The 25,468-nt window shown below is 39.9% G+C and carries 19 protein-coding genes; 9 read left to right on the top strand and 10 right to left on the bottom strand.

What is annotated here, in order from left to right:
* Positions 1-89: 89 nt before the first annotated feature.
* The 3 genes from ybaK to dnaK all read right to left on the bottom strand — a co-directional run bounded on the left by ybaK (position 90) and on the right by dnaK (position 4,116).
* A complete protein-coding gene (ybaK, locus tag VOI46_RS17725; protein WP_004588720.1) occupies positions 90-551 on the bottom strand; it encodes a Cys-tRNA(Pro) deacylase in 462 nt (153 codons plus the stop codon).
* Between the two features lie 301 nt (positions 552-852).
* Positions 853-1,995: a molecular chaperone DnaJ gene (gene dnaJ, locus VOI46_RS17720; RefSeq protein WP_024031901.1), complete on the bottom strand. Its 1,143-nt coding sequence runs from the start codon at positions 1,993-1,995 to the stop codon at positions 853-855.
* A 201-nt stretch (positions 1,996-2,196) separates the two neighbouring features.
* Positions 2,197-4,116 carry a molecular chaperone DnaK gene (gene dnaK / locus VOI46_RS17715; RefSeq protein WP_024031902.1) on the bottom strand — a complete coding sequence of 640 codons (1,920 nt, stop codon included), beginning with the start codon at positions 4,114-4,116 and terminating at the stop codon, positions 2,197-2,199.
* Positions 4,117-4,357: 241 nt separating this feature from the next.
* Here dnaK and VOI46_RS17710 point away from each other — a divergent pair, with 241 nt between their 5' ends.
* Positions 4,358-5,179, top strand: coding sequence for a thioesterase family protein (locus tag VOI46_RS17710; protein WP_004588723.1), 822 nt, complete (start codon positions 4,358-4,360; stop codon positions 5,177-5,179).
* A gap of 24 nt (positions 5,180-5,203) precedes the next feature.
* Here the strand turns inward: VOI46_RS17710 and VOI46_RS17705 are convergent, their stop codons facing one another.
* Positions 5,204-5,929 (bottom strand): transporter substrate-binding domain-containing protein, encoded by a 726-nt coding sequence (locus VOI46_RS17705; protein ID WP_004588724.1) that lies wholly within the window; start codon positions 5,927-5,929, stop codon positions 5,204-5,206.
* A gap of 167 nt (positions 5,930-6,096) precedes the next feature.
* On the opposite strand from VOI46_RS17705, the gene VOI46_RS17700 reads away from it, so the two are divergent.
* From VOI46_RS17700 to VOI46_RS17690, 3 genes are read left to right on the top strand one after another with little or no spacing between them, the layout of a single operon-like run.
* Positions 6,097-7,263, top strand: a complete 1,167-nt coding sequence (locus VOI46_RS17700) for a paraquat-inducible protein A (RefSeq protein WP_282337963.1) — start codon at positions 6,097-6,099, stop codon at positions 7,261-7,263.
* Positions 7,260-8,915 carry an intermembrane transport protein PqiB gene (gene pqiB, locus VOI46_RS17695; protein ID WP_282337946.1) on the top strand — a complete coding sequence of 552 codons (1,656 nt, stop codon included), beginning with the start codon at positions 7,260-7,262 and terminating at the stop codon, positions 8,913-8,915. Before VOI46_RS17700 ends, pqiB begins: the two co-directional genes overlap by 4 nt.
* Positions 8,915-9,523: a PqiC family protein gene (locus tag VOI46_RS17690; protein WP_004588727.1), complete on the top strand. Its 609-nt coding sequence runs from the start codon at positions 8,915-8,917 to the stop codon at positions 9,521-9,523. The genes pqiB and VOI46_RS17690 overlap by 1 nt, the downstream gene beginning before the upstream one ends.
* Here VOI46_RS17690 and VOI46_RS17685 read toward each other — a convergent pair.
* On the bottom strand, positions 9,520-10,020 hold the full coding sequence (locus VOI46_RS17685; protein WP_282337947.1) for a GNAT family N-acetyltransferase: 501 nt from the start codon (positions 10,018-10,020) through the stop codon (positions 9,520-9,522). The genes VOI46_RS17690 and VOI46_RS17685 overlap by 4 nt on opposite strands.
* Before the next feature lie 285 nt (positions 10,021-10,305).
* Between VOI46_RS17685 and VOI46_RS17680 the strand changes: the two genes are divergently transcribed.
* Positions 10,306-11,688: a Na+/H+ antiporter NhaC family protein gene (locus tag VOI46_RS17680; protein ID WP_154945593.1), complete on the top strand. Its 1,383-nt coding sequence runs from the start codon at positions 10,306-10,308 to the stop codon at positions 11,686-11,688.
* A gap of 119 nt (positions 11,689-11,807) precedes the next feature.
* Here VOI46_RS17680 and VOI46_RS17675 read toward each other — a convergent pair whose 3' ends face one another.
* Positions 11,808-14,699 (bottom strand): insulinase family protein, encoded by a 2,892-nt coding sequence (locus VOI46_RS17675; RefSeq protein ID WP_282337948.1) that lies wholly within the window; start codon positions 14,697-14,699, stop codon positions 11,808-11,810.
* A 168-nt stretch (positions 14,700-14,867) separates the two neighbouring features.
* On the opposite strand from VOI46_RS17675, the gene VOI46_RS17670 reads away from it, so the two are divergent.
* Complete coding sequence (locus tag VOI46_RS17670) at positions 14,868-15,287, top strand: MAPEG family protein (RefSeq protein ID WP_004588731.1); 420 nt, start codon at positions 14,868-14,870, stop codon at positions 15,285-15,287.
* A 48-nt stretch (positions 15,288-15,335) separates the two neighbouring features.
* On the opposite strand, the gene VOI46_RS17665 is transcribed toward VOI46_RS17670, so the two are convergent.
* The gene (locus VOI46_RS17665; protein WP_004588732.1) at positions 15,336-16,094 is read right to left on the bottom strand and encodes a peptidylprolyl isomerase; all 759 of its coding nucleotides are present in this window, start codon (positions 16,092-16,094) and stop codon (positions 15,336-15,338) included.
* 296 nt (positions 16,095-16,390) lie between these two features.
* On the opposite strand from VOI46_RS17665, the gene ushA reads away from it, so the two are divergent.
* Positions 16,391-18,013 carry a bifunctional UDP-sugar hydrolase/5'-nucleotidase UshA gene (gene ushA / locus VOI46_RS17660; RefSeq protein WP_282337949.1) on the top strand — a complete coding sequence of 541 codons (1,623 nt, stop codon included), beginning with the start codon at positions 16,391-16,393 and terminating at the stop codon, positions 18,011-18,013.
* Positions 18,014-18,054: 41 nt separating this feature from the next.
* On the opposite strand, the gene VOI46_RS17655 is transcribed toward ushA, so the two are convergent.
* Both VOI46_RS17655 and VOI46_RS17650 read right to left on the bottom strand, forming a co-directional pair.
* Positions 18,055-18,999 (bottom strand): hypothetical protein, encoded by a 945-nt coding sequence (locus tag VOI46_RS17655; RefSeq protein ID WP_282337950.1) that lies wholly within the window; start codon positions 18,997-18,999, stop codon positions 18,055-18,057.
* A complete protein-coding gene (locus tag VOI46_RS17650; RefSeq protein ID WP_273611157.1) occupies positions 18,992-19,873 on the bottom strand; it encodes a hypothetical protein in 882 nt (293 codons plus the stop codon). Before VOI46_RS17650 ends, VOI46_RS17655 begins: the two co-directional genes overlap by 8 nt.
* Before the next feature lie 233 nt (positions 19,874-20,106).
* Here VOI46_RS17650 and VOI46_RS17645 point away from each other — a divergent pair, with 233 nt between their 5' ends.
* A complete protein-coding gene (locus VOI46_RS17645; RefSeq protein WP_273603091.1) occupies positions 20,107-20,952 on the top strand; it encodes a S1/P1 nuclease in 846 nt (281 codons plus the stop codon).
* 330 nt (positions 20,953-21,282) lie between these two features.
* Positions 21,283-24,426 (top strand): TonB-dependent receptor, encoded by a 3,144-nt coding sequence (locus VOI46_RS17640; protein ID WP_282337951.1) that lies wholly within the window; start codon positions 21,283-21,285, stop codon positions 24,424-24,426.
* A 213-nt stretch (positions 24,427-24,639) separates the two neighbouring features.
* On the opposite strand, the gene VOI46_RS17635 is transcribed toward VOI46_RS17640, so the two are convergent.
* Complete coding sequence (locus VOI46_RS17635) at positions 24,640-25,065, bottom strand: MarR family transcriptional regulator (RefSeq protein ID WP_004588738.1); 426 nt, start codon at positions 25,063-25,065, stop codon at positions 24,640-24,642.
* Positions 25,066-25,468 lie beyond the last annotated feature (403 nt).

Here is a 25,468-nt window from a genome sequence, read left to right as displayed (position 1 = left end):
TATTTTGACTGTAGTTAAAAATACCCTAAGCAGCAAATTATCGCCTTTAAAATATATGGTATAGGGTGCGTTGGTTTTTGTGGAGGCTTTTAAAAATCGCCATAGGTGGCACGCGTTTGTGCCTTTAAATCGGTTGGCGATAGCGCCACCTCAAGCCCTCGCTTACCTGCACTTACATACACTGTTTTAAAGGCCCTAGCGCTTGAATGAATAAAAGTGGTTAGTCGCTTTTTTTGCCCAAGTGGGCTAACCCCTCCTAAAATGTATCCCGTGGCGGCTTGTACCTTTGGCGCGCTTGCCATTGCGACCTTTTTAGCGTGACTGAGTTTGGCTAATTGCTTTAAATTTACTTGCTGGGATACCGGTGTAACGGCAACAATTAACTGCCCTTCACTGGTTTCAAGCACGAGGGTTTTAAATACCTGCTCACTGTTAAGGTTTAACTTTTCAACGGCTTCTTGACCATAACGTGTTGTATTAGCATCGTGTTGATAACTGAGTACATCGTGAGGCACATTTTGTTTTTTCAGTAATTCTATTGCAGGGGTCATACAATTTAGCCAGATTATTTTAAGCGCTTTATTAATCTACAATAAGGGTTAATCCTTTTGAAGAGTAATTTAATAGCAAATACGTAAAAAGCCTTTTATTGACGAGGGTATAGGTACAAAGGGTAAAGCAGTGTGGGGGCAATTGCCTAAGGCAACAAAATAGCTCTGTGAATTAATCGATTGAGTATACGCAATTTATAATATTGCTAAGTCGTGCCCAGTAAAATGGTTAAATCACATGAATTTGAGCCAAAAAAAACGGTGCATCAAGCACCGTTTTTTTAGTTTTTACGATAACTAATTACTTAGTTAAATCGTCAAAAAACTTTTTAACGCCGTCAAAAAAGCCTTGCTCTTTAGGACGGTTTTTTGAGCTATCTTTGCCCATGCTCTCGTCTAACTCTTTAAGTAACTCGCGTTGACGCTCGTTTAAGTTAACTGGCGTTTCAATCACTACTTTACAAATTAAGTCGCCTTGAGCACCACTACGAACCGATTTAACACCTTTGCCACGCATACGGAACATTTTGCCCGTTTGTGTTTCAGACGGTATTTTAAGTTTTGCACGGCCATCAAGCGTAGGCACTTCAATTTCGCCACCTAAACCTGCGGTAGTAAAGCTAATTGGCACTTCGCAGTACAAGTTATTCGCATCGCGTACAAAAATTGGGTGTTCGCGTACAGATACTTGCACGTATAAGTCGCCAGCTGGCGCTCCGTGCATACCCGCTTCGCCTTCACCGGTTAAACGAATACGATCGCCTGTATCTACGCCTGCTGGAATTTTAACTGACAACGTTTTCGTTTTCTCAACGCGCCCTTGTCCGTGACACTTATCACATGGGTCTGAAATAATCTGACCTTGGCCCTGACACGTTGGACACGTTTGTTGAACAGCAAAGAAACCTTGGCGCATCTGCACTTGGCCAGCACCATGACACGTAGTACATGTTTTAGGCTTAGAGCCCGCTTTTGCACCACTGCCATCACATGGCTTACAGCTAACCCATGTAGGTACTTTTATTTCTACTTCTTTACCACGAACCGCTTCTTCTAAGCTTAGGTCCATGTTGTAACGTAAATCTGATCCACGTTGTTGACGCGATTGACGACGGCCACCACCGCCACCAAAAATGTCACCGAACACATCACCAAAAATATCACCAAAATCGCCTTGACCACCACCGCCAAAGCCACCGTGACCGCCGCCACCGCCTTGTTCAAAGGCAGCATGGCCGTATTGGTCATACATTTGACGTTTTTGATCGTCGGTTAAAATCTCGTAAGCTTCTTTTACTTCTTTAAATTTAGTTTCGAGATCTTTATCACCGGCGGTACGATCTGGGTGATATTTCATCGCTAAGCGTTTATACGCTTTTTTTATGTCTCTCTCGCTTGCATCTTTGCTTACGCCGAGAACTTCGTAATAATCGCGTTTTGACATATCTATCACACTACTCTTTTCTATTTGCAGCTAGGCTGCGGGATAAACCGATAAATCACATCGATTTATCATGAAAATTTTAAACCTTAAATACATACAAAAGGCGCGACAAGCTGTAGCCTGCGCGCCTCAAAAGTTCATCCTACCCTAAAAACTTGAGCAAATCATGTTGTTTAGGCTAGTTAGAAGCTTAGCTGACAATTACTTGTCGTCTTTTACTTCTTCAAACTCAGCATCAACTACATCGTCGTCTTGCTTAGCAGACTGTTGTGGTTGCTCGCCTGCATCTGCGCCACCTTGTTGCGCTTTAGCTTGAGCGATTTCCATTAGCTTTTGAGACTTTTCAGCAAGTGCTTGCGTTTTAGCTTCAATTTCTGCTTTGTCATCGCTCTTAATAGCAGCTTCAAGGTCAACAACAGCTGCTTCAATTGCATCTTTGTCTTCGCTTGGTAGCGCATCGCCAGCTTCTTCAATTTGCTTGCGAGTACCGTGTACCATTGCATCAGCTTGGTTACGAGTTGCTACTAGCTCTTCAAACTTTTTATCTTCTTCAGCGTTAGCTTCTGCATCACGAACCATTTTTTCTACTTCTTCATCGCTTAAGCCTGAAGACGCTTGAATCGTGATTTTTTGCTCTTTACCTGTATCTTTATCTTTCGCTGATACATGTAAGATACCATCCGCATCTACATCGAAAGTTACTTCGATTTGTGGAGTACCACGTTGTGCTGGACGAATACCTTCTAGGTTAAATTGACCTAGAGATTTGTTGTCGCTAGCACGCTTACGCTCACCTTGTAGTACGTGAATCGTAACGGCAGATTGGTTATCTTCTGCTGTAGAGAACGTTTGCGATTTCTTAGTAGGAATCGTTGTATTTTTCTCAATTAGCGCGGTCATTACTGAGCCCATTGTCTCAATACCTAGCGATAATGGAGACACGTCTAGTAATAGTACGTCTTTAACGTCACCTGCTAATACACCACCTTGAATTGCCGCGCCTACTGCTACAGCTTCATCAGGGTTAACATCTTTACGTGGCTCTTTACCAAAGAACTCAGCAACTGTTTTTTGTACTAGTGGCATACGTGTTTGACCACCTACTAAAATGATATCGTTAATATCATTTACAGATAAATCAGCATCCGCTAGAGCACGTTTAAGTGGCTCAATTGACTTAGTTACTAAGTCTTCAACTAATGACTCAAGTTTAGCACGCGTTAGTTTAACGTTCATGTGCTTAGGACCTGATGCATCGGCAGTTACGTACGGAAGGTTAACTTCTGTAGATTGTGCAGATGATAGTTCGATTTTCGCTTTTTCAGCCGCTTCTTTAACACGTTGCATAGCAAGCGGATCGTTTTGTAAATCGATACCTTGGTCTTTCTTGAACTCAGCTACTAAGTAGTTAATTACGCGGTTATCGAAATCTTCACCACCTAAGTGAGTGTCACCGTTTGTAGCAAGTACTTCAAATGTGTGCTCGCCTTCAACTTCATCAATTTCAATGATTGATAAATCGAAAGTACCACCACCTAAGTCGTATACTGCAACAACGTTTTCACCTTTGTTTTTGTCCATGCCGTAAGCAAGGGCAGCAGCTGTTGGCTCATTGATGATACGTTTAACTTCAAGACCCGCAATACGACCAGCATCTTTTGTTGCTTGACGTTGTGAATCGTTAAAGTATGCAGGTACTGTGATTACAGCTTCAGTTACTTCTTCACCTAAGAAGTCTTCTGCCGTTTTCTTCATTTTTTTAAGTACTTCTGCAGAAATTTGTGGTGCAGCGCGTTTTTCACCGCCCGCTTCAACCCATGCATCGCCGTTATCAGCTTTGATGATTTTGAACGGCATAATACCGATATCGCGTTGTACTTCTTCGTCTTCAAAACGACGACCAATTAAACGCTTAATTGCAAATAACGTGTTAGTTGGGTTAGTAACCGCTTGACGCTTAGCAGGTTGACCTACTAGAGTCTCACCGTCTTGCGTGTAAGCAATAATAGACGGGGTTGTGCGATCGCCTTCCGCATTTTCAATAACACGTGCTTTATCACCATCAAGTACTGCAACACAAGAGTTTGTAGTACCTAAATCGATTCCAATAATTTTACCCATGAATCTTCTCCAACTTCAAATTCGTTAATACGTTCGATGACTAGTAAATAGGGATGCCACAAAGTTAATTCAACTGTAAAAATGAAAAAAAATTCATTTTTTGTAATTTATTTAACAAAAAACCTTAATAAAAGTAGGGTTTGATGTTTTTTACGCCAAATACACCTATTCAACACAACTAGTCTGACCAGTTGTTATGTGCTATATATGTCTGATAATGATAATTTCAAGGATATTAACGATGCATTTTGATGACTTATTAAAACAAGCCTCTGCTATTTCAAACTCTTCTTCGGCTTCGCTTGCCAATAACAGCAATACAATGGAGTTTCCTGCTAATTGGTGCCAAGGTAGAACCGCTTTTGGTGGCCTTTCTGCTGCACTACTTTATCAAGCAATCAGAAAACACATTGACCCAAGTAGACGATTACTGTCTTTGAGCACTAATTTTGTTGGGCCGCTGCTTGCCGACACACCTTTTTCATTGTCAGTTGAAATTTTACGCCAAGGTAAAAGCAGTACTCAGGTATTAGCTAAAGTGATTCAGAGTGAACAAGTGTGCGTTATTGTCCAAGCGTGCTTTGCTATTGATAGGCAATCGGGTGTTAATGTACCGGTTAGTAAAGAAATGAGATTAAAGCCTGTGGATGCACGTCATACATTGCCGTTTATTGAAGGGCAAATGCCTGAGTTTTTTCAGCATGTTGATTTATGTCCGCAGCAAGGCGCTATGCCTTTTAGCGCTGCACAGACCTCGCATTTAGGCGGCTGGATGCGCTTTAAACATACCCCAGAGGCAATTACCGAAGCACATATAATAGCCCTTACCGATGCGTGGCCTCCTACATTATTACAAATGTTTAAACAGCCAGCTCCTGCAAGTAGCATGTCGTGGTATTTAGAATTTGTGCAAGAGCCAACGCTTACACCCGGTGAATGGTTAGGCTTTGAAGCAATTACACATCATGCTAAAGGGGGTTATGGCTTAGAAGATGGCTGTATTTGGTCGCAATCGGGGGAGCTAATTGCTTTGACACGTCAAACCGTTGCTTTGTTCGATTAAGTACCGCTTAGCTTACTAATGAGCTTAGTGGTAACCACTCATTATTTGTTGATATTTTCCCTTTGCTTTTATAGTTAGCAGGCCTTTATCAAATGTTTTTTGCAGCACTGCGTTGTTAAAATAAGCAGGGCGTGGGGCTTTTGGAAAAATTGGGTGAATATTAACGGGTAATGAGTGCGTATAGTCATTGTTATAGTAATGAAATATGCGCTCATCGAGGATAATTACATCCACCCAGTCTTTCATTAGCCTATCGACTTGCGCACGCTGATTGACTACTTCTTCATAACTTGCAAACTGTGCAACCCTTTTTGCAAATGGGGGTGGTAAATAAGCTGTTGCATTTTGAAATCCTAATACACTTTTATTGTTTAGTTCATTTATCGTCTCAATAGTAAAGTTGCGCTTTTTAAGAGATACCGCCACATTTTTATAACTCAATACTGGCTGACTAGGGTAAATACCTGCGCCGCGCTTTCCTGCGTAATTAAGCAGTATATCCACATTACCGCTATGCAGTTGCTGCTCGGCGCGCTTGTTAGACATGTAAATAACCACAATATTATCTAAGCCCTGCTCAATAAGTGCCGCTTTAATTATATTAAGTTGTATACCCGTATCTGTTTTTTCTATTACATAGGGAGGAATAGTCGCACTGGCAGCAATCACAATTGGCTGTTTTTGCCAAGCGGCAGATACTGGCGGGCTTATAAAGAAACAGCTAATAAAGCAAAGTAATAACAGCCTCACATCTATCCTTAACGTATTGTTATTGCGCTTAATGATGAATCGCGTTGTATTAATAACTTAAATATAGCAAAATTGCGTAAACATTCTTCTTTGATGGTTATAACTTGCAAACAATTTGCCCGTGCTGCGACCTAATAATTGATATACCCACAATAGCCGATAAGCAAATGGCCGTGTGCCCGCATTGTCACCATAAGTTGTGCGAAGGCGATGTAAACAACGACAGTAAAGTAGTTGCGTTAAGTATTGGCTCATTACTAATGCTATTAAGCAGCATGTTTTACCCGTTTATTTCATTTAGTAGCAGCGGCATAACGCAAACCATCACCCTGCCCGATGCTGCCCGAATTTTATTTAATTACGACAGTGAGTTACTTGGCTTATTTATTGATTTAAGCATTATTGCGCTGCCAATGAGCTTACTAATCATTCTTATTCCTATGCATCTTGGGCTTTTGCAATCCTTGCCAGAGGCCATCGCTAGGCGATTGCTCAAGTTTACCTTGGCCCTTGAGCCGTGGATCATGTCTGAGATATTTTTAATTGGCGTGTTAGTAAGCATGGTTAAAATTATGTCGCTTGCCGACATTAGTTTTGGCACCAGCTTTTGGGCATATATTGGCTTTGTTATTATGTATATTGCGGCGCTTGCCCATTTAAATAAGCCGCGCTTATGGGCACATATTAAACCAGCAACAACACTTGAAGACGCAGCACATGCCAAACGCGCTATTGATCAAAACATTAAAGCTTGCCACGTATGCCATCAGCTGTGTAAAAGTAATGTTTGCCCGCGTTGTCACACTAAAACCCATGTAAGAAACCCCAACAGTGTTCAAAAAGCAACGGCTTGGTTAGTGACCTCTGTGCTGTGTTACATACCTGCAAATCTATTACCAATAATGCACACCACCAGCCTGGGTGATGTGTCACCGTCAACCTTAATTGGCGGCGTACTAACACTTTGGAAAAGTGGTTCCTACCCCATTGCTGCCATTATATTTTTGGCCAGCGTAGTGGTGCCACTGGCCAAAGCCTTTGTGCTTAGCTTTTTATGCATTATGGTGGCAAAACCTGCTAACAAGCACACAAAAGGCTATACTAAAATTTATCAACTTACTGAATTTATTGGCAAATGGTCAATGATCGATGTATTTGTTGTTGCTATACTCGTTGCCTTAGTGCAACTAGGCAACTTAATGTCAATTACCCCAGGGCTAGGCATTGTATTTTTTACTGTTATGGTAATATGCCAAATGATGGCTGCACATGCGTTTGATCCGCGCTTGTTGTGGGATACACCAAAAAACAAACATTCAGAGAATAAAGCATGACCGAAACGGCTAATGTAACAACAAAACCAAAAATTTCTGCTATTTGGATTATTCCACTGATAGCCTTATTAGTTGGTATATGGATGTTGTATCAATACCAAGCAAATGTAGGCCCTACTATTTATATAAAAATGCCCCACGCAGAAGGCATTATTGCAGGTAAAACAGAAATAAAAGTGCGCAGTGTTAAAATTGGTCAAATTGATGCTATACGCCTTTCTGACTCGCAAGATAGCGTTATTGCCCGCGCACAAATAGACAAAAACTATAATGAGCTCCTCACCGACGATGCTAAAATTTGGGTTGTTAAACCCCGTATAGACGAAACGGGCATTAGTGGTATGAGTACGCTTTTGTCGGGTGTTTATTTAGAGTTATCACCGGGGGAGAGTAAAAAACTAAAAGAGCGTTTTGTATTACAAGACGAGCCAGCCCTTATTGGTAAAGATGTAAAAGGTGGGCGTTTTCAGTTACTCAGCTACAACGCTGAAGTGCTAGAGGTAAGCACTGGGATATTTTTTAAAAACTATAAAATAGGCCAAATAGAAACCGCTACTTTTGACTGGAAAAACCAAGCAATGAAGTACGGTATTTTTATTAACGAACCGTATCAAAACCTCATAACATTAAACTCTATATTTTGGGTTAATGCCGGCATTGAAATAGATTTGTCGGCCGATGGTATTAATATAAGTACCGGCTCATTAAGTAAACTTCTCAAAGGCGGTATTTCGGTTGGCTTGCCAGAGCAACAAGCCCCAGGCGACTTAGCCCAAGACGGCCACAACTTTTCGCTAAGCCAAAGCTACAAAGAAGCACTAGAAGAGCGCTTTTACGACTTTGATTACTACATTATTGATTTTGAACAATCTATACGTGGCCTAAGACCCGGCGCGCCTGTGGAATATCGCGGCACCCGAATTGGTACCGTGGTAGAAGCCCCCGCTAACGTTATTGTTAATGGCAAACCTGCACATTTTAAAAACCTTAATACGGCGGTGCCGGTACTAATTAAAATTGAGTATGGCCGTTTATATCACGATAGCGCAGCGGCCAAAGAGTTTTGGCAAAGTAGCCTAACCGGCTGGATAAAAAATGGTATGCGTGCTTCTTTAAAACCCGGCAACCTTTTAACTGGCGCAGTGTATGTAGATTTTGATATATACCCCGACGCACCTAAAGCGCATTTAGCAAAACTTGCCCAATATGATGTATTTCCGAGTATTTCTAGCGGCATTACGGTGCTTGCCGATCAGGTCTCGGATGTGCTTAACAAGGTAAACGATTTAAAAATTGAAGACAGCCTAGCGCAAATGCAGGCTACATTTAGCGACTACCAAGCGCTTGCTAACGAAATGCGTGCGTTATTAAGCCAAAAAGATACCCAAAACTTACCCGGCGACTTTAACCGTAACTTTGATAAAATGACCAAAAGTATGGAGCAGTTTGAAGTGACCATGCGTCAATTTGATAAAACCATGGCAAGTTATCAGGCCGGCTCTGAGTTTCATCATCTATTACAGCAAACCTTGCTTGAATTTAAACGCTTAAGTGAAGAAATTCAGCCGCTTACACGGGGTTTAAACGAACAACCTAATATGTTTATTTTTGATAAAGCACTCCCTGCTGATCCACAACCAAGGAAGCAATAATGAAACACTTATTTTTAGCCATAACCGTGTTAATTACCCTTGCAGGGTGCAGTGCGTCAATTCAAACCGCAACGCAGTATTATCAGTTTGAACAACCCATTGCTTCATCATCACGCCATGTAAAAGAAACTGATGCCCAATTAAGAGTGCAAACTGTAGCCCTTAGAGGCGCATTAAATAATTTGGGCATAGCAATGAAAATTGATAGCAACCAAATTCATGCGGCAAATTACAACCTATGGGGTGAATCGCCCGATGTGATGCTCACCGCTACAGCGCAACAAACCCTTTTTAATGCAATGCCTAATTGGATGGTTATTAAGGGCTTACCGGTAATTACCGAGCTTGATCAGCAAACATTTTACGAGCTTGAGTATGAAGTGCACCACTTTAATGGTGACATGCAAGGCAACGCTGATATTTCTGGCCTGTGGCGCTTATATTACACCCACCCAGAAACCGGCCGCAGCCTGATTAGTGTGCATAATTTTTCGCATGTAGTTCCAATAGAAGATGACGGTTACGATGGCTTAGTGGCTACTCTTGAGCAAACTTGGCAAAACATAAACCTAAGCGTAGCAAAAGCCATAGAGCAAGCGCGACTTTAATAACCATATATAGTTACGGCGGTTTTATCATTATTAATAACCGCCTTGCCTACCCTATTAAAACCTAACTTTAATAATACACACTGAGAAGCGGTATTATTAGCTGCGCAGATAGCACTGACCTGTTTTATCCCAAGTGCGTGCCTATTTTGTAATAGCGCTTTGGCCGCTTCAAAAATATAACCGTTTTTCTCATAACGGGTTAACAAGGCAAAACCTAAATCTGGCAGTTGCAGTACGTCGCGTTTATAAAAACCCACAACTCCTACTTCTTCACCATTGTGTAAAGCAATAATATAAGGGCCAAACCCTTGGTGTTTATGGGCTGCCCTAAACGATTGCTCAATGTAGCGCGTGGCATCGCTGTGCGTATAAATGGCTTTATCGCCAATATATTTTATAAAATTTGGCTGATTCACCAAAGTAAGTAACATGGCTGCATCGTGCTCATTTGCATAGCGTAATAATAAACGTTGGGTTTTAAATACGGCATCCATGTTATCTCCTATAAAAAGTTATTTTGTACGTAAATTTTTATTGACTGAAATACAAAACCGGATTATTTTTGCGCCGATGTTTTTACAGGCACAACAATAGCGGCATGCTTCTCTTGCACCGTCTGGCGCAAAGCCAACGCGTTTCCCTTTCGCTATTAATTTAACATAACAGCAAAGCACCCTACGCGGCAAAAGCAGTGACTTGGCACGTAATAACTATTACCTGCTTTGTTTTTGTTAAGCAATTTATTATTTAAATATGCTTTTAATTTTGTGAATCTTTAAATGCTTGAACCTTCTGCATTAAGTTTACTGCCACCAGCGGTGGTTGTGGTATTGGCTGTTGTTTTACGCCGCCCTATTTTATCTTTACTTATTGGCGCTTTAGTTGGCTTAGTAATAGCCGACCCAGCTCAGGTGCTTGCTAACTTTGCCAGCACATCACTTAAAGTAATGACCGACGAAACCATAGGTTGGTTAATACTCGTGTGCGGAGGCTTTGGCGCTTTAATAGCTTTATTAGTGCGCACTGGCGGTGCGTCGGCGTTTGGCAAATTAGCGCTAAAATACACTAAAGGTAAACGATCTTCTTTGTTTATGACCTTTTGTTTAGGTGTGGTTATTTTTATTGATGACTATTTAAATGCGCTTACCGTTGGTGAAACGATGAAACGCATTACCGATAAATTTAAAGTTAGCCGAGAAATGCTCGCCTACGTTGTAGATTCAACAGCGGCACCTATTTGCGTACTTGTCCCTTTATCGACTTGGGCTGTATTTTTTGGCGGCTTGTTAGTCGATAACGGCATTGCCGAGGAAGGCAAAGGCATTGCGGTTTATATTCAAGCCATTCCTTATATGTTTTACGCCTGGTTTGCAGTATTGGTGGTTTTGTTAGTGGTACTGGGTGTAATACCTGCTATTGGGCCTATGAAAAAAGCCGAAAGGTTAGCGCACGTTGAGCAAGCCACTGTAGACCCTGCGCAATTTAGTGATATTCAAACAGCCGACGAATACGCTGTAAAAGCAGTAGAAGAAAGCTTTGAAGATGCAGACCCTAAAGGAAAATTACACAACTTTTTATTACCTATAATTTTACTAGTAGCCTTTACAGTTTACTTTGAAATAGATGTATATAAAGGCTTATTGGCAACTATGGCGGTAACGCTTCCTTTTTATGCACTACAAAAATTAATGAGCTTTAGCGAAATGATAGAGCGCATGCTTGATGGCTTTAAAAGCATGATACCGGCTATTGGCACTGTAATAGCGGCATTTATATTTAAAGATGTGTGCGACTTAATTGGCTTAGCGCAGTTTGTGATCGGTAGTTTGAGCCCGTACATGACTGCCCAATACTTACCGGCGGTGGTATTTATTGCTATGGCAGTGTTAGCGTTTGCTACAGGCTCTAGTTGGGGTATTTTTGCTGTGTCGATCCCAATAGTTATGCCACTGGCAACTGCCGTTGATGCAAATATTCCACTGGTTATTGGCGCGTTGTTATCGGCCTCATCATTTGGTAGCCAAGCCTGTTTTTACTCAGACTCTACCGTACTTGCAGCACAAGGCTCTGGCTGTAATTTAATGAGCCATGCAGTAACGCAACTGCCTTATACATTAGTTGCCGCGGCACTTGCCGTTGTCGGCTTTATTGTTATGGCATAAATTAAGTTAATACAAATAAAAAAACCCCAATGTAGTACTACACTGGGGTGTTTTACCAATCCACAATAATACTTAATTAAGCGGATTGGTATTCTTTTAGCTGTATAAATATATATAGCTTATTTTTGTAATTTAATACCATTGTAATAGGTTTCAAGCGATTGAATTTTGGTTTGATTTGGTAAATCAGCAAAGTCGCTTTCTACAAACTTAGTACCACGTAACTGCACATTTAAACGTGCGGCTTGTGGGTTTAACATAGTTTGTTTGTAGTACTGCTTAATATCCTCAAGCGTTACTTTTTCAACTTCATCAATTAGCTTTTGCTTAGAGTCAAAGTTAAAGTTTTCACGATACCAATCAGTAATAAGTGGCCCCATTTCATCGCTTAAGTTTTTAGGCTGCTCTTTTAGTGATACAAGCGTGGCATTTTTAAGTTGAGCAAAAGTATCTAAGCTCATATTATCAAGCTCTACAGCGTACTCTTTTTTGAATTGATCAAAACGTGCCTGTATTTCTTTTGGGCCTTTAACAGGTGTTTGAATAAACAAGCCAATTGCCGAGTAATCCTCTATTGGGCGAGCCAGCGCGCCTACGGCGTATGCAAGTTGCTCTTCGGTACGCATTTTATCAAATGCAATGGTTCTAAAGTGGCTTTGTAACACCGCAGCTTGCGCTTTTTGTTTATACCCTGGCACTGGGTGAACAGTCATATCAACTACTGCCACATCGGCAACATCAATATCTTTTTGCAATACTCGCGTTTCGCCTGGCTGCGGTAACCATGCTTTACTGCGCGCAAACTCACTCGATGTATGATTGCTTGGTAAAGTGGCACTTAACTCATTAGCTATCGATTCTATATCTTGTTGGTTGTAATTACCGTAGCTAAATACACGTAAATCGTTGGTGGCAAATGTGGCCGTTTTTAGCTTGTTTAAATCGGCAACGCTTAACGATTCTGCCGCTTTTATCAGTGCCTCTGTATCAAAGCTGCCTGTGCGGATAAGTTTTGAGTAGGCGCCAAATGCTTGTGCATACGGAAATTGCTTTTGCTGATTTAACAAGCCACGTTTGTAGCGATCAATGGCTTGGGTAAATGCTTGTGCAGTTACGTCGGCTTTTAACCCGCTTAGCGCTTGTTTTAAAAGTACATCTTGCTTATCGGTAAAGCCACTCATTGATAAAACTAAACCATTACTTGGCGCTAGGTTAACGCTCATGCCGGCAATGGCGGCTTCGGTGCTTAGTTGGCTTTGTTGAATGTTATATAAGTCGGCCCATACTGAGTAAAGTACTTCAGCATTAATATCATTTAAGCCTGGCTGGGTATTAATATATACCTCAACCAACCCCTTTGGCTGGGCAGCAAATTTTTGGCTTGCTTGGCGCCATACTTTTACGCCGTTTTTATCGTAAGCCAGTTCAGGGTGTTTTTGCTCTTTAAACTCAGCTGTTTTAATCGCGAAGCTTTCAGGTAGTAAGTTATTTACACTTGGTAAAGCAAGCTTAAACTCGCTTGATGTTTTCCAACTGGCAATTTCGGCATCGCTAATATCTTCTATGCGGTATTTACCATCATAAAAATGCAGTTGCGAGTCGGTTTCTTCTTGTTGCGAAATATACCAAACGCGCAGCGTATCAGCATTTAATTGCTTAAGTACCTCGTTTATCGCCTCTGCGTCAAATTTGGCATAATAGTAAGGCGCATCAATGGCATGATTTAATGGGTAATCTTGCATGCTACCAGTAAGCGCGCTGACATAGCTAAACTCATCGCCTTTTTCTAAAAACTTAAATTGATTGCTAAGTGATGTACGAATTTCATTAAAGTACTTAGCATCTACACCTTCTTTTTTAATCAGTTCAATGTATTGCATAATAGTTGCGACAATTGTTTCGCGGTTTTTCATGCCTTCATCGGTTAATTCTAGCGAAATAGTAAGCGCGCCGTAATTGCCGTACTGACTAGGAGAAGGAGACGCTGTTAATTGCGATACCCAGCCTTTGTCGCGTAGTAATTGTGCCGGGCTACCTGGCATTTCATTACTTAATAAATAACTGACATAACGGTTAGGTTTAACCGCAAAGTCGCTGCTGTTGTTATTAATAGTAAACTCAAGTTGCAGCTGTTTTACGTCTTCATTAGGTGAGTAATATACTTTTTTGCCACCGGCTTTATCAAAATCAAGCTCTGCAGTAACGGTTGGCTTTTCAATGTGTTTATTTTCGATATCGGCAAAATAAGTTTTTGCTTTTTGCTCCATTTGCTCAATTGGCAAATTTGAAATAAGCGCCACTTTCATGATGTTAGATGAATAGTATTTATTGTAAAAGTCGACCGTTTCTTTGTGTAATTGACTGCCTTCTTTGTCTCCTAGCGTTTCTAGGTTACCAATTAAAAAGCGATTAGCAGGGTGATCACCCATCATTTTACGGGCAAGTTTAAACTGGCCAAAAAAGTCCATTTCGCGGCGCATTGACCACTCGGCATTTACAGCGTTTTTTTCTTTATCTGCATATTCAGGGTACAGCTTGGGGGCTTTAAAAAAATCAGCAAAACGGTCTAGCGCTTCATCAAAGGCATCGTTATTAATTTTAAACATGTAGTTTGTAATATCGAGCCAGGTATACGCATTATTTACCCCGCCATTTTTGGTCATAAAGTCAGAGTAGCCTTTTGTATCGGGGTAGCGCTCTGTGCCTAAAAAAAGCATATGCTCTAAGTAATGTGCCATACCCTGCTGCATCATAGGGTCGTGTAGTAAGCCTACGCCTACACTTAGCGATGCTGCTGATTTTTCAGCGCTTGGATCAGAGACTAAAATGACTTCTATTTCGTTTTCGAGGGTAAGGGTTTTATATTCGCGCGTATCATTTGGGCTTACAACTAAAGTGTCTGAGAGTAAGGAGCTTTGCGAAGAACTAGCAACCGATGACGTAGATGATGTATTAGTACAGCCACTTAAAACTGCTAAAGCGATGACGCTAAAACCAAGAATTTTTTTCATTTTGTTTTTCCATTAAAATTGCGCTTAGGATGCGCTCAAAACAACGTAATAGAGCTAAATTAACACTAACAATTAAGGGTTTACCACAAAATAATACTAATTTATGTAACACATTGTGAAAAACACCTGCATACTTAAAGTCAGTAAAATAATAACGAAGGAAATAGAATGGAAAAAATAATAATACTCGCCATGTTTGCACAAGTAACGTTATCGCTCGTTGTAATGTTAATTATGGGCAAGCGACGCTTTGCTGCTGCAAAAAACAAACAATTACAGTTGAGCGATTTTAAAACCATGCGCCTTGATAACGCAGGCGATACCGTACGCGTAGCAGATAGAAACTTTACAAATCAGTTTGAAATACCAGTGCTTTTTTATATCGGTTGTATTGTTGCATTGCAACTTAACAGCGCTAGCTACTTAATTACTGCGCTTGCGTGCTTATTTGTTATTTCGCGTATTGTGCATACGGTTGTTCATATTGGCAGTAATAATGTAAGAATGCGCTTTAATGTTTTTTTACTAGGCTGCGCCAGTGTGTTTGCTTTATGGCTCGCGATTGTTTGGCGAATTTTAGCATTTTAGTAAAAGCGGCTTAATTAGCCGCTTTTTTATTTACTGTTTAACACATAATTAGTATTTAGCGCGTTTTAAGCGTTTACCCACACCAAGCAGTGCAATTAAGCAAAAACCAACCCCCATACTCCCACCCGAACTGCTTGATGAGCCAGCCTCTGCTGATGAATCGTCCTGGCTTATTAATGTATTGGCTGTTGGGTTTAAGTTGGCAGATGAAAGCGGGTCGTCATCTAATACCACCACACTATTAATAGTTACAAAGTTAGCGCTGCTCAGAGCGACATCGCTACTTGAGCATTGTTCACTGGTTATATCAACCAATGGGATATCGCCGCAGTGTACCAATCCAGCAATATTATCGAGCGTAGCTTGGCTTTGCGCTGTAATTTGCCCAAATACTGTAAAACCGCCATTTTGGGTATCAAGCGCTTCGCTATTATCAACCATATTAAAAAACCACTGGCTCGTTGCGCTGTTTTCATCGTTGGCTAATTTAGCCATCGCGATTGTGCCCTTCACATTAGATAAAACAGGCTCATTAACAACAGTAGGCTTGGTGGTTATTGGCACTAATTCGTCGGTAAATGTAAAGCCACCGCCTTGTATTATAAAGTCGCTGACTGAGCGATGTATTACGGTTTGGTTGTATGCGTCATCTTCAATATAACTTAAAAAGTTAGCAACCGTATTGGGGGCTTGTTGATCAAACAAGTTAAGCTCTATCACCCCGTGCGAAGTTTGCATTTCAACAATAGTGGCTTGGCTAGTAAAGCACGAAAACGCAAGTAGTGAGCCAATCAGGCACTTTTTCATTATGAGTTCTTTTTGTTATTGTTATTTAAATTAAGTGTTAATTCTAATCCACACTATACGCCAAGGAAAAGCATTTAGAAGGCACAACTACAATTAACACCCTTTTAGTTACACTTCATTACATATTCTTTTAAATAACACTCGCTGCATTCGCTTTGTGTAAAAGCATTTAATAATTTTATATTACTTTTAAAAATCGAATATAAAAAAGTATAAAATAAGTACGTTATTTATCGCTAAATTAGTTTAAACTAACCGCCTAATAAATTAAGCACACCATAATAAATGGGTATTTCATGCGTATAATTATTTTATTTTCAGTTATTTTATCTGTTATAGGTTGTACAAACTCACCTTTAAACACCTCCACTGCCCCACAGTATATTACTGTATTACATACTAACGATAATCACGGGCGCTTTTGGCATAACGAAAAAGGTGAATATGGTATGGCAGCGCGTAAAACGTTAATTGACGCTTTACGTAACAAAGCTCAACGGCAAGGCCATGCAGTATTGCTGCTTTCTGGCGGTGATATTAACACCGGTATACCTGAATCAGACTTACAACACGCAGAGCCTGATTTTAAGGGGATGTCGTTACTCGGTTACGATGCTATGGCAATTGGTAACCATGAATTTGATAACCCACTGAGCGTTTTAACTAAGCAGCAGCAATGGGCTACCTTTCCTTTACTGTCTGCAAATATTTTTGACAAAGCAACTGGGGAAAGCGCATTTCAAGGCTATAAAATTTTTGAAAAGGGGGGCTTAAAAATTGCGGTTATAGGACTTACCACTACAGACACCGCTAAAATAGCTAACCCACAATATATTGGCCATTTAGAATTTAAAGACCCTGTTGATGTGACGGCAGCTCTCGCTAAAAAAATTAATGAGCAATACAACCCCGATATCACTATTGCACTTACTCACATGGGCCATTATGTAGATGCAAACTTTGGGATTAATGCCCCGGGCGATGTCACACTTGCCCGCTCTTTACCCGCTAATACCTTAGATATGATTATTGGTGGTCACTCGCAAGAGCCGGTTTGTATGGCAGCTAAAAATAAAAATGATGATAACTTTAAACCCGGTCTTGCGTGTAAGCCTGATCAGCAAAACGGCACATGGATTATGCAAGCACATGAGTGGGGCAAGTATGTGGGTAAGGCAGAGTTTAAGCTAGAAAACGAAAAGCTCACCCTACTTGATTATAAATTGTTGCCAGTTAATTTATATGTTGATGAAATTCAAGCCGATGGGTCTAGTAAACAAGTATTAGCCAACGAATACATTAAACCCGATCCGACCCTAGAAGCATTTTTAGCAAGTTACCAAGCAAAAGGCGCAAAACAAATTGCAGGTAAAATTGGCAGTGTTGATGCGCGTTTAGAGGGCGATAGAAACAAGGTACGTTACCAACAAACTAATTTAGCGCGTGTGATTATACAGGCACAAATGAATGTGGTTGGCGCCGACTTTGGCCTGATTAGTGGTGGCGGAATAAGAAGCTCTATTGAGGCTGGCGATATTAGCTATAAAGATATTTTAAAAGTACATCCGTTTAAAAACCGCATTACTTACATGGACTGGCAAGGGCGTGATTTATGGAACTACTTAGAAACAGTGACCAGCTTCCCAGTTGATGCAGGTGCTTATTTGCAATATCACAAATTAGCGTTTACCCGTAAAAATGGCAAATTAGTCAGTGTACTCATTGATGGTAAGCCACTTGATGAAAATAAAACTTACCGTATGAGTTTAAATAGCTATAACGCATCAGGTGGTGACGGTTACCCTGCTATTACTAAGCTTAAAGGGTTTGTGAGCACAGATGAAACCGATGCCCAGGCACTTAAAACCTTTGTATCGCAAAATAGTCCACTTAAAGCTGCGCAGTTTGCACCTAAATAACAACACGTTATTAAAAGATAATGTTTAAGGAAAGTAGCTGACTACTTTCCTTTTATTTCTATGTTTCCCTTTGCAATATTTATTAAACCGTAACTGTGTAAACGTGAGCGAGAGCCCTCGCCATATGCTTTAGGCGGATAATAAATGTCTTTCATATCAGGGTGTTCATTTAAAACTTCGTCTAGGGCTGCACGAATCTCACTGAGTGTTTTTTCTAAGCTGCTATTAAAATTTGGCCGCTTACGTATAGTATGCCCAAGCTCAATCAACCTATAAAAGTACTTATTAGCAAGCTCTATAAGCTCATCTGGCACGTATTTATTTTGATTTAGCACAACATCTTTATTATCACGACAAAACTCTATTAATGCTAAATAAAAGCATAGCGGTTTGTTAGCTAAACACACTGTAGCCTCAGGCATATAACTATTACTGAGTGTTTTAGTGTTTAAATCAATGATCAATGCCAGCTCTTTTGGTTTTCCTAAGTCGGTACCAGCGTTCAGTGATGGGCCTTTAGCATCTACAGGCATACCTATAATAGACTTCAGCCATTTGCTAAATAAAATACTCAAAACCAAAAATAACAAGCAAATTAAAAACCTGTTTTCTGACCAAAACTGTGCGTTTTTCTCAAACACTAAAGAGGCATGGGTAGTGCTCGACTTGAGTGTTCTTACAAACTGGTTTGGCTTTAAAGTTAAAGGTTTAGCAGATTTTGGCACAATTTTAACTAAGCGAAGATTATTGTCTAAATAGCCGTTGAGCTTTAATAAGTAGTCTTGCACTGCATGTTGGTTACCCGAGTGCTTTAAAAGCTCATTAGAGAGCGCAATTAACGGTAAATCCAGTGCAACTTGTTTTTCGGTTTCAATAACCTGGCGTTTAATAGCGTCACTCTGCTCATTAATTACAGACACATAAAACACTAAACAGTTAATAATAAAAACAGCGCAGCCAAAAAAAACATATTTATACTTATCCATTTTTAACGCTCTCATCTTTAGCTGTTACCTGCTCTGAACTGCAATCCCAGTATGATTGCGCCTCTTTGTAGTAACTCAGTTTTTGCTCCTTTGACATATCAAGAATATGACGCTGTACAGCACATAAAAGGTCTGTATTGTTTTGCTGCATTTTTAGATACCAGCGCGAACCTGAAATTTTATTACTTAAAGGGGTTATATAATTTTTTGAAAAACGAGCAGCATCACTTTCTTTCCAAAAAGACGCAATAATATCGACCTGCCCATTAGCTAATAAGTCACGAAGCTCGCTGTGCGAACTGGCGTAAGTAATATCTAGATTGGCTAAGTTGATATTTAAATCTTTAAACATTTTCTTTGGAAGTATATGGCCAGAGCGGCTTGTAGGGTAATCTAATAAGCCTATACGCTTATCTAAAAAGTATTGTTTTGTTAAGCGTGGCTTTTCTTTTGAGGAGATAAAAAATGCGGTGTAATCAGAAAAGCCCACCACAGATTGATAGTTATAAGTTAGCTCTGCATTAAAGGCATCCATTATATTATTTTTTGCAAGTACGAGGTCTGCAATCCCTTTGCCGACAAAATCGAAGCTTTCCGTTGTACTGTCACCCCAGTAACCTTTAACTGAACCGTATTGTTTCGTTACCACGGTATCAAGGCATAGAGACTCTGTAAGCTTCTCTGCCACGCTTTGCGATGGCGTAAATACAATAAGCTGATTTTTGTTTTCACTGGCTGTTGTATAACATTGTGTTGACGTTTTTATTAGTTCTGGGAAATTTATTTCATCACTTTTAACGCTCACCTTTCCAACAGACCATGCAGCAACCATAACCAGAAACAAAAGTGTAACAAACGACAGTTTATGTAACATGACCTTTCCAAACCCCATCAATAAGATGTACCTAACAACGCTAAGGCTTTATTTGAACAATATTATTTACTTATTACAACAGGTAATTTTACCCATCAAAGGTAAGCTATTGATTTAATGCAATTATGAATAAGAAATAATGAATACTCTTGACTCCTTTCTATATTTAGCAAAAACAATCACAATGTTTACACCAGCTAATAGGTGAATAAAAATAAATGCAGGAAACATTGATGCGCATTAAAATTGCTACTCTCGTAGCAACAACGTTAATAATTGGTGCTGTTTTTACAACTTCTAAAGCGTATGCGTGGGGTCAAAATGGTCATCGAATTGTTGGGCATATTGCTGAGCAACATTTGAGTGACGAAACAGTTCATAACCTGTTGCCACTATTAGAAGGACAATCCCTAGCTCAAATTTCTACTTGGGCAGATGAAATGCGATCTAGTCCTGAACTATTTTGGCGTAAAAAATCTTCGCGCTGGCACTACATAAACCTTCCTAAAAATAAAACACTTTCTCTAAATCACGCACATACACACAGCAAAGACGATGTAACAAATATTCTAGAAGGTATTTACTTCTCTATTAATACACTTCAGTCATCTACCTCTTCCCTTAATGAAAAACAGTTTGCTTTAAAGTTTTTAGTTCACTTGGTTGGCGACAGCCATCAACCATTTCATGCTGGGCGAAGTGAAGATAGAGGCGGCAATTTAATTAAAGTTGATTTTTTTGACAACGAAACCAATTTACATAGCCTTTGGGACACTGGATTAATAGAAAATGAAAACTTAGCTTACACTGAATACGCTAAGTTTATAGATACCGACGATGCAGCATTAATTAAAACATACTTAAACAGCAGCCCTACTACTTGGCTGATGGAATCTCACAAACTGGCCGAAGATATTTATACCTCAACCAGTGATGAAGTGAGCTATAGTTATGTTTTCAAATACAATCCGCTTGTTAAGCAGCGTTTGCAAAAAGCAGGCGTTAGGCTTGCGGGTGTATTGAACTATTTATTTGATTCGTCAGATGACATTAAAAAATTAAAAATAACGACAAAATAACAATCAACCTATAAATAAAAAACCTACACACGGGAATTAATTTATGTTTATACACTCTCTGGAGTATAGCTAAAATAATACAGCTAAAAATGTATTAATTACAAAATGTAAATAATTAATTGTAAAAGGAATTATAAAGTTTGCATTTCATAATACTGTCACATAACGGCGGTAACATAACAATAAGTAATTAATCCAAATTTAGTTAAGTATACAAGTATAAATTGTGCAAATTAATTTTGCATATTACAAGAGTATAAATTCAACAACACTGCTGACTTTATACTACTTAAAATAACAATTTAATTATAACTTTCACGGGAAATGAAAATGAAGACTAAACTTCAAAAAACAGCACTCTCACTTGCTATCGCTGCGTGTGTAAGTGTAAGTGGCGCTGCATTCGCCAACGAAACAACCTCTGCGATTAAGGGTCAAATTACCGGTCCAAACGGTAACCCAGCTCCAGGTACCAAAATAACAATTTTACACGTACCGTCTGGCTCAGTTAAAACAACAGAAGCAAATGATGCAGGTTACTTTACTGCTAAAGGCCTTCGTGTTGGTGGTCCTTACAAGGTAATCGTTGATTCTGATGTTTATGCTGATCAAGAATTTAATAATATTATCCTAAACATTGGTAACGATTACCCAGTAAATGCTGCACTTGAGCCACAATCAAGCATGGAGCAAATTGTAGTAACGGGTGCACCTATCAGCTCTATGTCTGGTGGTACTGGCCCAGCGTCTACATTTACTTTAACTGATCTTGAAAACACGCCTGCTATTAACCGTGATTTAAAAGATATCATTCGTATTGACCCGCGTATCACAATTGATGATAGCCGCGGTTCAATTAACTGTGGTGGTGGTAACCCTCGTTACAACAGCTTAACGCTAGATGGCGTTCGTATGAACGATAACTTTGGTTTAAGCTCTAACGGTTACCCAACTATTCGTGCCCCTTTCTCTTTTGATTCAATTGAACAGGTTTCAGCTGAGCTAGCACCATTTGACGTACAGTACGGTGGCTTTACCTCATGTAACATTAATGCGGTAACAAAATCTGGTGGAAATGAAGTTCACGGTGGCATCTTCTATGATTACACAAGCGATTCATTAAAAGGCGATAAAATCGAAGGCGAAGACGTTGATAACGGTAACTACACCGAAAAACGTTACGGCTTTAACGTTGGCTTACCGTTAATCGAAGATAAACTGTTTTTATTCACTTCATACGAAAAGCTTGAAGGTGTGCAACAGTTTAACTACGACGGTTTAAGCAGCGGCAGTGTAACTGCAGATGATATTGCTCGTATTACAAACATTGCTCAAACTGTATATGGCTATGACGTAGGCGGTATGCCTTCAAGTATGCCTGTTGAAGATGAAAAAATCTTAGTTAAATTAGATTGGAACATCAACGAAGATCACCGTGCAAACTTAATCTACAACTACAACGACGGTAATACGGTTTCACAGTCAGACACTGGTTCTAGCCGTGTTTCACTATCAAACCACTTTTACGACCAAAGTGCAGAATTTACTTCAATTATCGCGTCTGTGTATTCAGATTGGTCAGATGATTTTTCAACTGAAGTTCGTATTGGTAAATCAGAATTAGACGCAACGGTACAATCGCTTGATGCTGCAAGCAGCTTTGGTGAAATGCAAATAAGCACAGGTAACGGTGGTACAGTTTACATTGGTCCAGATGATTCTCGTCAATCAAATGATTTAGATTACGATACCACTACATTTAAAGTAGCGGGTACTTACTACCTTGACCAACATACCATTACAGCTGGCTATGAGTTTGAAGAGTTAGACGTATTTAACTTATTCGTACAACAAACTGAAGGCGAGTACCGTTTTTATAACGAAAGAGATTCAGACGTAACGGGTATTGATTTATTTGAGCAAGGTATCGCAAACGCTGTTTACTACAACAATGCTGCCGGTACTAATGATCCTAACGATGCGGCTGCAAGTTTCTCATACGCTCAGCATACGTTTTATGTTCAAGACGAATATGCATTTACAGACTTAGATGCAAACATCACATTTGGTTTACGCTACGATAAATACACAAGTGATGACGTACCAAACTTTAACCAAAACTATACTGACCGCTATGGTTTTAGTAACCAAAGCACGTTTGATGGTATTGATTTACTTCAACCACGTGTTGGCTTCCAGTGGTATGCAACAGACGAGTTAGAAGTTCGTGCTGGTGTTGGCTTATTCTCTGGTGGTAACCCAAATGTTTGGTTATCTAACTCTTACTCTAACGATGGTATTACAAACATCGGTACATTCCGCAGCTCGGTTGATTTATTCAACACGCCAAACGTAAATGGCGGCGCGCCTGGTTTTGAAGTACCGCAAGAGATGTTTGATGAAGTTGCTAACACTGTAATTGGCTCAGGTGATGCTACAGTAAATGCAGTTGACCCAGACTTTGAAATTCCTTCAGAGTGGAAATACTCAATCGGTGCAACATACACAACTGAAAACGAGTATGTAATTTCACTTGATTACTTATACTCTAAGAAGAAAGATGCTGCCTTAATGCGCGACATCGCACTTCAGGATTCGGGCGAAACTACATTTGATGGTCGTCCTATTTACGAGTCAATCGAAGGCCGTGATGGTGAATACCTTCTTACAAATGTAAGTGGTGATAGCGGTGATTCATCGGTTATTTCATTAGCTGTAAGCAAAATGTTTGACAATGGCGTAAGCGTTAACTTTGGTTACGCATACACAGATTCAGACGATGTTAACCCAATGACAAGCTCTGTTGCGGGCTCAAACTACGGTAATATTGCGCTAACGGATCCTGGTAACCCTGGTGTTGCATCATCAGATTACGAAATCCCACATCGTTTTACTATGACGCTTGGCTACACGCATGAGTTTGTTGATGGTTTTGCTACTCGCTTTAACCTATACGGTGAAGCATACAAAGGCTTACCATACAGCTACACATTTGATGGTAGCGACGAAAATGTATGGGGCGATGCTAACTGGAATGGTGACCGTCAGTTACTTTACGTACCACTTGAAAACGATCCTAACGTTGTTTACGACATGAGCGCTGATGAAATTAACGCGTTTAACGATTTTATCGCGTCTAACGGTTTAGAGCGTGGTGAAATCACAGGCCGTAATGCTGAAAACTCAGATTGGTTTGTTAAATTTAACTTTAAAGTTACTCAAGAATTACCAGGCTTTATGGATGGCCATAAAGGTGAAGCGTTCTTCGTAATTGATAACTTAACGAACCTATTAAACGATGATTGGGGCGTACTTAAAAAAGGTCCTTTCGTTGGCGCTAGCATGATTTCTACAACGATTGATGAGCAAGGCCGTTACGTTTACTCAGGCTTTAATGAAAACAACGCAAATACATCAGTACAATCTGATGCGTCATTATGGCAAATGCGTGTAGGTGTTCATTACACTTTCTAATCGCATTAGCGTAAAAAACGACTAATTAATGCCCATCTTTTGATGGGCTTTTTTTTACCAACCAGCTTAATTAAATGATCTATTTTAATGATGGATATATGTGTTGAGAGCTAGGCAAAAAATTTCTATTTAGTTTTCTAAATGAAAATTTTATAACGCAGATAGCGACACATTTAGCCCCTCAAAATGATTAAGTATTATTGCGGATTGGTTTTATAAGGCCTCTTTAAGCTCTTTTAGTAAATTTAGCAATTGGACTTGTTGCTGCTTACTAAATTTTTCAGCTAATTGCCCTTCCCAGTTTTGTGCATCACGTGCTATGAGCTTGTAAATTGCATTGCCCGGCTCATTTAACATAACCTGCGTTACTCGCTTATCTTGCTGATTTAGTTGTGCTTCTACATACCCTCTTTGCAGCAATGATTTTATAGCTCGCGAAACCGTTGACTTATCCATATTGGCCTGTGTACATAAATCTTTTGCATTGCTTTTGCCATATTGTGCTAAGTTTGCCAACACCCGCCATTGAGGGATGGTTAAGTTGTATTTTTGCTGATAAACACGCGCAAAATCATCGCTTATAAGATTTGCCATTTGGTTTAACTGATAGGGCAAAAACTGCTCTAGATCTATTTCCATTATTCCTTTCTCATCGCATTTACACACTGTGAAAACTGTGCATTTTTATTTACAGGCTAAAACATGCGCCCATTTGAAATTACTCTCACTTGAGAGTACTTTAAACTAATTAGGGCCTGTTGACCTTTCAGGATTGAAATTTGTTCAATCTAGGGGCCATTTAATCGCGGCGCGAGGTTTGTAACCTAGTGGGCTAAGTAAAAACCGAGCAACAAAGAGTAAATGGCCCCTAGGCAGAACCCTTCGGGCAGCGCCTGTTTGGCATTTATGCTACGTTATTGCCTATTTATGGGGAACAACCACACTGCATAGGCTCTGCCTTGCCTAATTCCCAAACAGACTGCTGCAAATTCAACCTCGAAAGATAAACAGGCCCTAGAAAAATAAAACAATGTCACTCTCA

It is taken from the genome of Pseudoalteromonas sp. CuT4-3 (assembly GCF_035666335.1).
GTDB classification, from domain to species: domain Bacteria; phylum Pseudomonadota; class Gammaproteobacteria; order Enterobacterales; family Alteromonadaceae; genus Pseudoalteromonas; species Pseudoalteromonas atlantica.
This window is presented reverse-complemented; position numbering and strand designations above follow the sequence as displayed.